Annotated in this window: 12 protein-coding genes; 5 read left to right on the top strand and 7 right to left on the bottom strand. The window is 72.7% G+C overall.

Translation table 11 applies throughout. The annotated features are described in order from the left end of the window. Positions 1 to 14 precede the first annotated feature (14 nt). The gene (locus K7C98_RS33840) at positions 15 to 275 is read left to right on the top strand and encodes a GlsB/YeaQ/YmgE family stress response membrane protein (protein ID WP_224195976.1); all 261 of its coding nucleotides are present in this window, start codon (positions 15 to 17) and stop codon (positions 273 to 275) included. Positions 276 to 314: 39 nt separating this feature from the next. Here the strand turns inward: K7C98_RS33840 and K7C98_RS33835 are convergent, their stop codons facing one another. Next, positions 315 to 2,144 (bottom strand): hypothetical protein, encoded by a 1,830-nt coding sequence (locus K7C98_RS33835; RefSeq protein WP_224195975.1) that lies wholly within the window; start codon positions 2,142 to 2,144, stop codon positions 315 to 317. Position 2,145: 1 nt separating this feature from the next. Then, positions 2,146 to 3,591 (bottom strand): lipase family alpha/beta hydrolase, encoded by a 1,446-nt coding sequence (locus K7C98_RS33830; protein WP_224195974.1) that lies wholly within the window; start codon positions 3,589 to 3,591, stop codon positions 2,146 to 2,148. 138 nt (positions 3,592 to 3,729) lie between these two features. Between K7C98_RS33830 and K7C98_RS33825 the strand changes: the two genes are divergently transcribed. Together K7C98_RS33825 and K7C98_RS33820 are read left to right on the top strand one after the other, a co-directional pair. Then, complete coding sequence (locus K7C98_RS33825; RefSeq protein ID WP_224195973.1) at positions 3,730 to 4,446, top strand: CoA transferase subunit A; 717 nt, start codon at positions 3,730 to 3,732, stop codon at positions 4,444 to 4,446. 155 nt (positions 4,447 to 4,601) lie between these two features. Further along, positions 4,602 to 5,195 (top strand): DJ-1 family glyoxalase III, encoded by a 594-nt coding sequence (locus K7C98_RS33820; RefSeq protein ID WP_224195972.1) that lies wholly within the window; start codon positions 4,602 to 4,604, stop codon positions 5,193 to 5,195. A 45-nt stretch (positions 5,196 to 5,240) separates the two neighbouring features. Here K7C98_RS33820 and K7C98_RS33815 read toward each other — a convergent pair whose 3' ends face one another. The 4 genes from K7C98_RS33815 to K7C98_RS33800 all read right to left on the bottom strand — a co-directional run bounded on the left by K7C98_RS33815 (position 5,241) and on the right by K7C98_RS33800 (position 8,135). Further along, the gene (locus tag K7C98_RS33815; RefSeq protein WP_224195971.1) at positions 5,241 to 5,828 is read right to left on the bottom strand and encodes a DUF4291 domain-containing protein; all 588 of its coding nucleotides are present in this window, start codon (positions 5,826 to 5,828) and stop codon (positions 5,241 to 5,243) included. A gap of 79 nt (positions 5,829 to 5,907) precedes the next feature. Beyond that, positions 5,908 to 6,540: an SRPBCC family protein gene (locus K7C98_RS33810; protein WP_224195970.1), complete on the bottom strand. Its 633-nt coding sequence runs from the start codon at positions 6,538 to 6,540 to the stop codon at positions 5,908 to 5,910. Beyond that, positions 6,537 to 6,896, bottom strand: coding sequence for an ArsR/SmtB family transcription factor (locus K7C98_RS33805; RefSeq protein WP_224195969.1), 360 nt, complete (start codon positions 6,894 to 6,896; stop codon positions 6,537 to 6,539). Before K7C98_RS33805 ends, K7C98_RS33810 begins: the two co-directional genes overlap by 4 nt. 336 nt (positions 6,897 to 7,232) lie before the next feature. Next, positions 7,233 to 8,135 carry a LysR family transcriptional regulator gene (locus K7C98_RS33800; RefSeq protein ID WP_224195968.1) on the bottom strand — a complete coding sequence of 301 codons (903 nt, stop codon included), beginning with the start codon at positions 8,133 to 8,135 and terminating at the stop codon, positions 7,233 to 7,235. Between the two features lie 94 nt (positions 8,136 to 8,229). Between K7C98_RS33800 and K7C98_RS33795 the strand changes: the two genes are divergently transcribed. Beyond that, the gene (locus tag K7C98_RS33795; RefSeq protein WP_224195967.1) at positions 8,230 to 9,096 is read left to right on the top strand and encodes an SDR family NAD(P)-dependent oxidoreductase; all 867 of its coding nucleotides are present in this window, start codon (positions 8,230 to 8,232) and stop codon (positions 9,094 to 9,096) included. 57 nt (positions 9,097 to 9,153) lie between these two features. Here the strand turns inward: K7C98_RS33795 and K7C98_RS33790 are convergent, their stop codons facing one another. Next, a complete protein-coding gene (locus K7C98_RS33790) occupies positions 9,154 to 10,032 on the bottom strand; it encodes a DUF1554 domain-containing protein (RefSeq protein WP_224195966.1) in 879 nt (292 codons plus the stop codon). A 433-nt stretch (positions 10,033 to 10,465) separates the two neighbouring features. Between K7C98_RS33790 and K7C98_RS33785 the strand changes: the two genes are divergently transcribed. After that, a complete protein-coding gene (locus tag K7C98_RS33785; protein WP_224195965.1) occupies positions 10,466 to 11,977 on the top strand; it encodes a hypothetical protein in 1,512 nt (503 codons plus the stop codon). Positions 11,978 to 12,020 lie beyond the last annotated feature (43 nt).

The following is a 12,020-nucleotide window of genomic DNA, read 5'->3' as shown; positions in this document are numbered from 1 at the left end:
CGGAGGAGAAAACCATGGAGTTCATCTGGACGCTGATCGTCGGCCTGATCGCCGGCGCACTCGCCAAAATGGTCATGCCGGGCAAGGATTCGGGCGGTATCATCGCCACCATGCTCCTCGGCGTCGCCGGTTCGTTCGTCGCCGCGTTCCTCGGCCGCGCGCTGGGCTGGTACTCGCACGTCAACGAGGGGCCGGGCATCATCGCCTCGATCGTCGGCGCGTTGATCCTGCTCGGCATCTACCGCCTGGCCGTCGGCCGCAGCATGCGCGCCTAGCGGCCCCGACTTCGCCGCCGGCGGGCGGACGCGCGGCCCTCACCGCGTGAGTAGTTCATCGAGGGCCAGCATCCACTCGCCGGCGGGCGTCACCACCCACGCGCCGGCGGTCAGCCGCGCGCGCACGGCTGCCGCGGCCTCGACCGGCAGGGCGTCGACGATCGCCATCGGGGCGAGCTGAACGAACGGGACATCGTCGGCCAGCCGACGACAGCCCTCTGGCCAGGCGGCCAGAGCGACCCGTCGACCCTGTCGGTCGAGGACGGGCTGCAGCGCCGGGACATCGGCCGCGAGCAGCGCGTCGAGGGCGACGTCGTCCCAGCCCGGGGCGGCCTCGACCACCACGCCGTGCGCGGGCAGGCCTGAATCATCGGACATGACCGCCGGGTCCTGTCGTAAGGGCTCTGTGCTCATGGACAGGTCTCGAAGGTCAGCCACGCGCCGGCGCATGCGCGCCAGCAGGGCGGCCGCGTCGGGGCGGCTGGCGGGGTCGTCGGCGAGGGCGTCCTCGACCAGCGCGCGGGCCTCGGGCGCGGCGCCGCCGAGGTTGCCGGCGACGAGGGCGACCAGCAGGGCGGCGACGGAGTAGATGTCGCTCGCGGCGGTGGGCGCGGCGCCGGCCCGGACCTCGGGGGCGGTGATCGTCAGCAGCTCCTCGAGCGCGCCGGTGCGGGTGGCGATGAGGCCGGCGATCGCGTCGGCGCCGAACGGTCCGAGCAGGGGCCGGCCGGCGGCGTCGCACACCAATTGGGCCGGCAGCAGCGAGCCGTGGACGAGGCCGCGCAGGTGGGCGGCGGCCAGGCCCTCGAGCAGGAACGCGACCAGGGCGCGGGCGCGGGCCAGCGGCATGCCCGGCGGACGGATCAGCGCCCGCAGGTTGCTGCCGGCCTCGCGCGGCAAGATCAGGATGCCGGCGCGGGCGTCGAACTGGACGACGCCGCGGATCGCCGGGTGCTCGAGCGCGGCGGCGGCGAGGGCACGGCGGTGGAACGCCTCGAGCGCGTCCTGGACCGCGGGGTCGGCCGCGCCGCCCTCCTGCAGCTCGGCGAGCAGGAGGTGGATCTCGACCTCGGCCAGGGTGACGCGATCGATGCCCTCGTAGGCGGCGCCGGAGAAGCTGGCCGGCAGCGAGGCGCGGACCTGGAAGCGCGCCGGCACCGGGGCGGTCGGAGGAGCCTCGCCGCGGCCGTTGGCGGGGCCGTGCGCTTGCAGGACGATCTGGGCCGCGAGGTCGTGGCCCAATGCCCCGAGCCCGCGTGCGAGCAGACGGCCGAGCGCGGCGCGATCGATCCCGCCGGCGCGGATGGCCGCCTGGGCCCGCCGCACCGCCGCCTCGGCGTCGCCGAGCTCCCACGACAGCTCGGCGGCGAGCTGCAGCGTCGGGCCGTGGCGCTCGGGCAGCGGCTCCAACACCGCCAGGGCCTCGCGCACGCGGTCGGCCTCGGCGAGCACGCGCGCGGCCCCGAGACGATCGCCGGCGCGCACGAGGGCGCGCGCGCGGGCCTCGGGGTCGTGGTCGCCGAGGGCCAGGACGCGGGCGGCGTCGGCGTGGCGACCCTTGCGCTGCAGCAGCGCGGCGGCCTGCTGGCGCGTGTCGGCGTCGGCGGCGGTGAACACGGCGATGATGCGATCGAGGACGTCGGACCGGCCGAGCTCGATCGCCGCGCGCAGGGCGTCGAGCGGGCGGCCGGCGCGGGCGTAGTGCTCGCAGGCGCCGGCGAACTCCCAGATCTGCTCGAGCACCCAGCCGGCCACGGCGTGGCGGCCCGACTGCGCCAGCAGCTGCGCCAGGGCCTCGTGCTTGCCCTGGGCGAGCATGCGCTGCTCGTCGGCGGTCAGCGGCTCGGGCGGGGCCGGGACGGCCGCCAAATCAGTGCTCCTCCGCGGCGAGGTCGCGCACGAGGTCGGTGTAGAACACGAGGTGGTCGAAGTCGAGGTCGGTGACGCCGAGCAGCTGGCCGACCTCGTCGATGTGGTCGGCGATCATCTCGCCGCGGTACTCGCCCCACCTGGCGCTGTCGACGGTGACCAGGCCGTCGTTGTCGCCGCGCGCCAGCTGCAGCAGCGCGTAGCCCCAGCCGATCAGCGGGTCGACCAGGTCGTGACAATCGTTGCCGGGGATGAGGAAGGCGGCGGCGTCGCAGGTGCGGCCGGTGTAGCTGATGTACTTGACGCGCGGGTCGTCGGGGTTGGTGGGGTTGAACTCGTCCTGCATGTAGTGCTCGCTGAGCGAGTAGAACGAGGCCTCGGCGTCGGACTTCTGCTGGGCCGAGACGGCGCCGACGAAGTTGAGGAGGAAGCCGAGCGCGGCCTCGACCGAGCCGGGCGCGAGGCCGAGGGCCAGATCGGTGATGTAGGTGCCGCGGTGCGGGCTGGCGATGGTGACGAGCGCCGAGACGCGGTCGCCGTAGCCGTGGGTGGCGACGACGGCGCGCGAGTCGATGCCGCCCTGGCTGTGGCCGAGGAGGTCGACCTTGCGCGCGCGCTGGGCGACCAGGAACTCGTCGACCTGCTCGGCCAGCTGACCCGAGCGCACGGTGCTGCTGTTGTACGGATCGAGGACGGCGACCTCGACGGGGTAGCCGAGCCCGGTGAGCTCGTCGAACACGTTGTAGAAGTAGGTGATCGGCCCGATCGCCTGGAAGCCGGTCCAGCCGTGGACGAGCACGATCGGGAAGCGGGTGGTCTCGCGCCCGCAGCCGATCGAGCACACGAATTCGAGGTTGTAGTCGCTGGCCTGGTCGGGGCTGTCCGAGCGGACATGGATCGCGAATTCGCCGGAGCGGGGGACGGCGAAGATCGCCTCGGCCGGCTGCTCGCCGCTGACCAGCGGGGGCGCCAGCCCGGTCTGCCACACCAGCGCGGCCGGCTCGTCGGGGTAGGCGACGGTGGCCCGCAGCGGGCCGGCGCCGTCGGTGCGGGTGAGGCGGATCTGCCACGAGCTCTCGTCGGGGAAGGCGACGTACCAGCGGTGCTCGCTGCAGGCCGGCAGCGCCTCGCCGAGCACGTCCTCGCCGACGCCGAGGTAGTCGCGCTCGATCAGGGCGAGGTCGGCCGCGTCGCAGGCGGGCGCGCCGGTGGCCTCGCCGGTGGTCTCGCCCTGGCCCATGGTGCCGGTGCCGCCGTCGTCGTCCTCGCCGGTGGTGGTCGGGACGACCGGGGCGTCGCCCGTGGGATCGGCCCCGGCGGTGCCGGTGCTACCTGTCCCTTCGGTCATGCCGGCGTCGTCGCCGGCGCCCTGCGAGTCGCCGCAGGCGAGGGTCACGAGCGAGACCGCGAGCGCGGCGGTGAGCGCGGGCGAGCGAGCGGGCAGCACGCCGCGACTTTACAGCGACGGCCGCGGCTCCGGGAGTGCGACGGGCCGCATTGTGCGCGAGGACCCGGCCGGGCGCCCGCCCATGCGGGGGTTGCTGCGGGGCTTTGCCGGGCGCGGCGCCTGGGCTATAGCCGCCGCATGGACGCGACGAGCCGCTCCAAGCTGTTCTCCAGCGCCGCGGAGGCGCTCCACGACGTGCGCGACGGGGCCCAGGTGGCCGTCGGCGGGTTCGGCCTGTGCGGCAACCCGGAGGCGTGCATCCAGGCGCTGGCGGCCTCGGGGGCGAAAGACCTCGTGATCGTGTCGAACAACTGCGGCAATCAGGGCCAGGGCCTGGCCGTGCTGCTGCAACGCCGCCTGGTGGCGCGGGTGATCTGCAGCTTCGTCGGCGGCAACCCGGATCTGGAGCAGCAGATGCTCGCGGGCCAGGTGCAGGTCGAGCTCAACCCGCAGGGGACGCTGGCCGAACGGCTGCGGGCCGGCGGCTCCGGGATCCCGGCGTTCTTCACGCCGACCGGGGCCGGCACGGTGGTGGCCGAGGGCAAGGAGGTCCGCGAGTTCGCCGGCCGTCCGTGCGTGCTCGAGACGGCGCTCGCGCCCGACTTCGCCATCGTCCGCGCGGCCGTCGGCGACCCGCTCGGCAACCTCCGCTTCTACCGCACGGCCCGCAACTTCAACCCGCTGGCGGCGATGGCGGCGCGGGTGACGATCGCCGAGGTCGACCGCCTCGTCGACGTCGGCGAGCTCGACCCGGACGATGTCCACCTGCCCGGAATCTTCGTTCAGCGGGTCATCCACGTGCCCCGGCACGCGAACGTGATCGAGTTCCGCACGACGCGCCCGCGCGCCGGCTGACCCGGCGCCCGCGGCGCTGGCCCCAGGACCGCGCCAGAGGCCTCCACGGCCGCGTAAACCGGCCCCGGCGGGGCAGCGACGCGCGTTCGCCGGTTTTTGTCAATTTCGCGGGATCGCGGCTAGCCTCACCGGGCCGGAAGGATAGGCGAGGGCACATGACGGAGGACATGATCGAGGACATCGAGGTCGAGTCGACCATCCCGCGGGCCCTGGTGATCCTGGCCGAAGGGGCAGAAGAGGCCGAGGCCGTGATCGTGGTCGACATCCTGCGCCGCGGCGGGATCGATGTGGTGTTCGCCGGCCTGAACGGCGACGGCCCGGTGCTGTGCAGCCGGAAGATGAAGCTGGTCCCCGACGTCGCGCTGTCGGCCGTGACGGGGCACTTCCAGGCCATCGTGCTGCCCGGCGGCGCCGAGGGGGCGCGCCGCCTGGCCAGCTCGGAGGCGGTCGGCGAGCGCCTGCGCCACGCGGTCACCGACGGCCTCGTCGTCGGGGCGCTCTGCGCCGCCCCGCTGGCCCTGCAGGCCCACCACGTGTTCGCCGGCAAGTCGATGACCTGCCACCCCAGCGTGGCCTCGCGGATCGCGATGTACGGCAATCTGGTCCAAAAGCCAGTCGTCGAGGACGGCCACCTGGTGACCAGCCAGGGCCTCGGGACGGCGATCCTGTTCGGGCTGACGCTGGTCCGCAGGATCATGGGCGACGTGCGCGCGGCCGACGTCGAGCGCGGGCTCACGCTGCCGCGCTGACGCGGTCGAAGCCTGGCGGCCGCGAGCGCGCGCTCGCGGCCTGCTTCACGCGCTCGCGCCGATCGTGCGGGCGAGCGCGGGCGACAGCGGGTAGGGCCGCTCGGGCGGCAGCAGGGCCTTCGCCCGCGGCTCGCGGCCGGCCTTGAGGTGCTCGTGGATCTTGCGCACGAGCGGGGTGAGGTCGGTGATGTCGACGGTCCAGGTGTCGACGTAGCGCTCGATGACGTGGCGCGACAGGCCGACCTGGATGCTGTTGTGATTGAGACCGGCGCCGCGGAGCGAGCGCTCGGGGTCCCATTGCACGTGCACGGCGGCGGCGTCGAAGCGGGCGCGCCAGTCGTCGTGGTCGCGATAGACCCGCGGGTCGTGGCTCGTGAGCACCGCGGCGGCCAGCGCCTCCTCCCAGCCGGCCCGCGAGATCCGGACGGCGAGGACGTGCTCCTGGCCCGACTTCTGGCCCCAATTGCTGCGCTCCATCAGCCACAGGAACGAGGGCTTGATCCACGTCATGCGCGTCCGCGAAAACGGCGGCACGAACCGGCGCGCGGCGATCGCCGGCCGGGCGATCGCGGGGCCGTACGCCTGGTAGACGACGATCGTGCGCGCGTCGAATTCGGCGCGGATCTGGTTCATGGGACCGGCGAGGGTCGCACGTCGGACGCGGCGGAGCCAGCGGGCCGCGCGCGTGTGCGCGGCCCGGTGATGTGGCCGATCAGGAGGCCGAGGGCAGGTCGGGGGCGAAGTGTGCGAGCGAGGCCTGCAGCGCCCCGGCGATCTCGTCGGCGGTGGCGGTGCCGGAGGCGGCGACAGCCTCGGCCCAGGCGTGGGCCGACCGGCGTGAGAACTCCTGCACCTCCGGCGAGCTGGCGGCCTTGACCGGATCCTCGGGGGCCTGGCCGCGGAGGAACAGATCGAGGCCGAGCAAGCCGCCGTCCCAGCCGGGGCCGACGAACAGCGAGCCGGCGCCGCTGCCTGCGGTGTCGGTGGGGACGTTGTGCTCGAGCTCGAGCCGGGTGGTGTCGCCGTCGGTCGCGAACAGCCGAATCTCGACGATGCTGGTCTCGCCGCCGAAGGTCAGCCGCAACAGCCGCGGCGGCTCGCAGCGGAGGATGTCGCCGCCGGCGTTGCCCTGCAGCTGAAACTTGCCGCCCTGGCGCAGGTCACCGCTGACCGGCACGAACCACCGCTTGATCCGCTCGGGGTTGGTGATCGCGTCCCACACGTCGGCCGGCGGGGCGTCGTAGGTGCGCTGGAGCGACACCGAGATGCCGGGACCGCCGGTGACGGCGGTGCGACGGGCGACTTCGCGATGAATTGCGCTGATCTGTCGGATGATGTCGATCATGGGTCTTCCTTCTCCGTGGCGTCGGCCTTGATTCGTCGTTCGCGTTTCCCGCGCGCGATCTCGGTGGCCAGCGCGTCCAGGCGCTGGTCCCAGAAGCGACGGAACCGCTCGAGCCACTCGTCGACCTCCTGCAGCCGCTCGGCGCTGACTGCATAGAGACGACGGGTGCCCTCGGGCCGCACCGTGGCGAATCCGTGGTCCCGCAAGACCCGCAGGTGCTGCGAGACCGCCGGCTGGGAGATCCCGAATTCATCCTGAATCACCGTGGTGAGGGCGCCCGAAGATTGCTCGCCGTCGGCCAGCAACTCGAGGATCCGGCGCCGCACCGGGTCGCCCAGGATGTCGAACGCGTGCACGGAGGAGGACTATCAGGAACGGCTTATATAAGTCAACGATGAAGTTTGATCGGGCTCAGAGGCCAGAATTGACGGCGAAAATGACGATGCGTGAAATCGAGCGGCGCGACTTCGCGCCGAACGAGTGCGACAGCCCGCACGATCGTGGCACGCACGAATGCGCCGGCGATCGCCGGCGCAGTCGTGACATTCGCCGAGGTCGCGCCTCAGCGGTCAGCGGATTGCGCGGGATGCAGCCCTCGCCGCAGTGGCAGTCGTCGTTGCCGGGGCACGGGCCGCACGTCACCGGCGGCTCGCAGTGGCCCCTGACCGTGTTGTTGGTGACGGTCGCGGTGCTCATCGCGCCGCGGCGCGCCGGCGGGCCCGCAGGAACTCGACCAGCGCGCGCAGCTTGGGCGGCACCTGCGTGCGGCTCGGATAGTAGAGGAAGAGGCCGGGGAAGGGCGGGCAGTAAGGGGTGAGGACGCGGACGAGGCGCTTGTCGGCCAGCGCCTCGGTGACCGAGTGCTCGAGCAGGTACGCGAGGCCGACCCCGTCGAGGGCGGCGCGCACCATGACGTCGTACTCGTTGGTGACGAGCCGGCCGTCGACGGCGAGGCTGATGTCTCGACCCTTGTTGGTGAACTCCCAGCGATAGACGGCGCCGCTGCTGACCCGGCGGTAGTTGATGCATTCGTGCGCGAGCAGCTCGCGCGGGTGCTTCGGCTTGCCGCGGGCGGCGAAGTACGCCGGCGAGCCGACCACCGCGCTGCGCATGTCGTCGGACAGCCGTACCGCGACGACGTCCTTGTCGAGCATCTCGCCGATCCGGATGCCGGCGTCGAAACCCTGCGCGACGATGTCGGTGAAGCCGTCGTCGGTCGTGATCTCGAGGCGGATCTCGGGGTACGCGGCCAAGAACGCGGCCAGGATCGGCTCCAGCACCCAGCGGCTGGCGACCCGCGGGACGTTGAGGCGCAGCGTCCCCGCCGGCCGCCCGCGCACCTCGTCGAGCGCCTCATAGGCCGCCTGGACGCCCGCCATCGCCGGCCGGAGCTGGGCGACGAAGCGCGCGCCGGCCTCGGTGAGACCGACGCTCCGCGTGGTGCGCTGCAGCAGCCGCACGCCGAGGCGCTCCTCGAGCGCGCGGACGGTCTGGCTCACCGCCGAGGGCGTGACGCGCAGCTCCGCCGCTGCGGCCGTGAAGCTGCGCTTGTCGGCCACCACCAGGAGCGCCGTCAGGCCCGAGAGGTCGTGCACGCGCGATTGATTAGCAGAACTAAAGAGCGAGCGGCAATTTCGCGGGCTTCTCTGCCGCGGGGCGGCCGCCTAGCTTTGCACGCAGGAGACCGCCATGAGCACCCACACCGACAGCACCCCTGCAACGTCCAGAGTCTGGTTCGTCACCGGCTCGTCCTCCGGGTTCGGCCGCGCGATCGTCGAGGAGGTCGTCGCCCGCGGCGACTGCGTCGTGGCCACCGCGCGCCGGCCCGAGGCCCTCGCCGACCTCGCCGCGAAGGCCCCCGATCACGTGCAGCTCGCCGAGCTCGACGTCACCCGCCCCGAGCAGGTGCGCGCCGCGATGGCCGCCGCGCTGGCCCGATTCGGCCGCATCGACGTGCTCGTCAACAACGCCGGCTTTAGCATCCTCGGCGCGGTCGAGGAGACCGACGAGGCGGCGCTGCGGGCGACGATGGAGCTGATGTTCTTCGCCGCGGTCGCGACCACCCGCGAGGTCCTGCCGCACATGCGCGCGCGCCGGAGCGGGACGATCGTGCAGATCACCAGCGTCGGCGGCATCACCACGGCGCCCGGGTTCGGGCCCTACTGCGCAGCCAAACACGCGCTCGAGGCGCTGTCCGAGAGCCTGGCGGCGGAGGTCAAGCCGCACGGCGTGCGCGTGCTGGTGGTCGAGCCGGGGGCGTTCCGCACGGCCCTGTTCGGCGCGGCGTTCCGCGACATGCCCGCGCTCGACGCCTACGCCGAGACGGTCGGGGCGATGCGAGCGTGGGTGCGGCAGACGAACGGCGAGCAGGGCGGCGATCCGGCCAGGGCTGCGCGTGTGATCGCCGATGTCGTCGCGCGCCCCGAGGTCCCGCTGCGGATCCCGCTCGGCGGCGACGCGGTCGACCAGATACGCGCCAAGCTGGCGCTCATCGCCGCGGACGTCGACAGGTCCGAGGCGCTGGCGCGCGCGACCGGCTTCGACGCCGAGGCGTGAGGCGATCCAGCTCGTGGCGACGCGCGCGCGCGCGAGTCGATCGATCCGGAGCGGCCATCAATCGCTGGCGAAGCAGTAGATCCGGCCGGCGCCGCCCTTCGGGGCGGTGTCGTTGCATCCGCCGCTCTCGTGCACGGAGTTCCACGACCTGTACTGCTCGGCGTCGCTGCCCATCGGCCCGAGGCCGTCGGAGTGGCCGACCTGGGCGAACAGGGCCGGATCCTCCGAGGTCCAGTCGGCGCACGTCTTCCCGGGGGTGACGGTGCCGTCCTTGTTCGTGCCGGTGAGGATGTCGTGCTGGTTCGGCGCGGGCGAACCATCCCACTGCCCCGGCACCATGTCGCCGTTCTCGTCGAGGAAGATGGCGGCGTCCCCGTCCTTGGTGTGCAGGTCGGCCAGGTCGGCGGCGACCATCACGAGGTCGGCGTTGTACCAGGGCCCCGCGCCGATCCGGTCCCTGGCGTGGACGGGCTGGTCGTTCGGGCCGTTCTCGACGCTGAGGTAGGCGTGCCAGGTCTTGGCGCCGGCGCCGACGGCCTCGGCGAGGTCCTGGCAGCGCTGGTCGGCGCCCTCGAGCCCGCCGAGGTTGGCGGTGGGGCTCCCGGTGCTCGACACGAAGAAGCTGAGCGACGGCTCGGCCTCGTCGCCGGTGGAGGTCGACGAGGTCGTCGTCGCGTCGGTGGTCGTGTTGCTGGTGGACGTGGTGCCGTCGCCGGTCGTGGTGGTCGGGGGCGTCGACGAGGTCGTGGTGTCGTCGGTGGTCGTGCCGGTCGTCGGCGCGGTCGTGGTGCCCGTGCTGCCGGTCGTGGTGCCGGCCGTGCCCGTGGTGTCGGTGCTGCCGCCGCCGCCCCCGCCGCAGGCGAACATGGCGAGCGAGAGGCCGAGACCCATGACGGCGCCGAGACGATGCATGCCGGGATTGCGAGTCGTGTTCATGGAGCTCTCCGGTGGTAAGGGCAGGCACGATGCCGCGGAGCGGCGGGGGAGTCCAGCAGGGGCTCGCCCACCCGGGGTTCCGTCGCGCTCGGACACGAGCGGCCTGCGCCGGAGAGGCGCGGCGCATCGCGCGTCGGCAACCACCGGACTCGAGCGATCGGTGGTCCGAGCACATGAACTTCGGGACAGGTTGATCGAGCGCGTCGCGAGCCCGCCGCGCGCGCGGACTCGACGCGCCCAGACAGATCGCGAGGCGCTCGTCAACACCGTCGCGCGTCGGGCCGTGGCGTCGAGCTGGAGCGGGCGTCACGAAGGGCGGGCCCTGATGAAGAAGCTCACGCGAACAATCGCGACCTCGCGGCAATACGCGCTCCGGCGCTGCGTCGTGCGGGCCCCCGCCGTGTCGACGGTGGACCCCAGGATGGACGACTCCTTGAAGCACCCCCTCTCTGTCTCTCACGCGGCCGCGCTCGTCGTGGCCGGCCTTGGTCTCCTCTCGCTCCCCGCGTGCGGGGACGACAGCGATCCGCTGCTGTCGGCGACCGCGACGATCACCGCGGGCCCGACCACCAACAATCCGTCCGGCAACCCGTCCGGCGATCCGTCCGGCGACCCGTCCGGCGATCCGTCCGGTGACCCGACCGGCGATCCCACGGAAGGTGGGACCGACACCGATGACCCGACAGGCGGGCCGCAGGACGGTCCTCACGCGCTCGGCACGATCCTCCTCGGCGAGAGCCACCCCTCGGCCGGGGGCGCGACCACGCCGACGGTGTACGCGAGCTTCATCCCCGACGCCGACGCCGGCGGGTTCAAGGGCTGCACGGAGAACGTCGCCGGGTGCGAGCTGGCGCTGGTGCCCGACTGCGGCTCCGGCTGCGACGTCGACGAGTACTGCGGCTTCGACGACGGGTGCAGCGCGAAGTGCCAGCCGATCTGCGACGCCCAGTGCGCGCCCGACGAGGTGTGTTACTTCCCGGCCCCGGGCACGCCGGGTTGCAAGAAGATCGAGTCGTTCGACGCCGGCGCGCTGACCTTCCTCAATACGCCGATCCCGATCACCCTGTTCCCGCCCTACGCGTTCATGAGCAACGACAGCGCGTCGCCCTTCGCCCCCGGCGGGACCGCCTCGGTGCAGGCGTCGGGCGCCAGCAACGCCGGCTTCGAGGCGTTCGAGAAGGAATTCACGGGGACGCAGTTCATCCAGACCAGCCCGAAGCTCGACACGCTCGGCTTCGCCGAGGTGTTCGGCTCCGGCCCGCTGCCCGTGCGCTGGACCCCGGGCGACGGCGAGGTCACGATCACCGCGACGGTCACCAGCAGCAACTTCGCCACTGGCACGATCACCTGCAAGGCCGACGACTCGAGCGGCAACTTCGACATCCCGCGCGCGGCGCTCGCGGCGGCCGTCGACGGCGACCCGGCGGCGAACATCACGGTGTCGATCCAGCGCCAGCGCGTCGACGTGTACAAGGACCTGACGACCAAGGGCCAGCTCACCGGCGTCACCGTGCAGCCGGTCGGCTTCCTGCACATCGTCACCAGCTCGACGGAGTTCCACTCGTTCCAGGGCTGCAACCCGGGCGAGGCGGTGTGCGACGACGAATGCGTCGACGTGCAGTACGACCCCGCCAATTGCGGCGGCTGCGGCAAGGCCTGCCTCGGCGAGGACTCGTGCCTCGAGGGCACCTGCAACGGCGTGGAGGCCTGCAACGCGTGCGCGGCGGACAACGAGGCCGGCGTCTGCAAGCCGCAGAACGACGCCTGCGCCGCCAACGCCGCCTGCAAGGCGCTCGAGACCTGCATCGAGGGGTGCGACACGCAGGAGTGCTTCTACATGTGCGCCGAGAACGTCGACGCCGCGGTCATCGACCTCTACAACGAGCAGATCTTCTGCACGTGCGAGACGGCCTGCGTCGACGAGTGCTACGGCCTGTGCGGCTGAGCCCGTGTCGCGCGCGTGAATGACGTGAGGGCGCGGCCGCGTG

It is taken from the genome of Nannocystis pusilla, assembly GCF_020073745.1.
Classification (GTDB): domain Bacteria; phylum Myxococcota_A; class Polyangia; order Nannocystales; family Nannocystaceae; genus Nannocystis; species Nannocystis radixulma.
This window is presented reverse-complemented; position numbering and strand designations above follow the sequence as displayed.

Coding starts and splice junctions, on each gene's coding strand:
- K7C98_RS33840 (WP_224195976.1), top strand. CDS start 15: ATGGAGTTCATCTGGACGCTGATCGTCGGCCTGATCGCCGGCGCACTC.
- K7C98_RS33825 (WP_224195973.1), top strand. CDS start 3,730: ATGGACGCGACGAGCCGCTCCAAGCTGTTCTCCAGCGCCGCGGAGGCG.
- K7C98_RS33820 (WP_224195972.1), top strand. CDS start 4,602: ATGACGGAGGACATGATCGAGGACATCGAGGTCGAGTCGACCATCCCG.
- K7C98_RS33815 (WP_224195971.1), bottom strand. CDS start 5,828: ATGAACCAGATCCGCGCCGAATTCGACGCGCGCACGATCGTCGTCTAC.
- K7C98_RS33810 (WP_224195970.1), bottom strand. CDS start 6,540: ATGATCGACATCATCCGACAGATCAGCGCAATTCATCGCGAAGTCGCC.
- K7C98_RS33795 (WP_224195967.1), top strand. CDS start 8,230: ATGAGCACCCACACCGACAGCACCCCTGCAACGTCCAGAGTCTGGTTC.
- K7C98_RS33790 (WP_224195966.1), bottom strand. CDS start 10,032: ATGAACACGACTCGCAATCCCGGCATGCATCGTCTCGGCGCCGTCATG.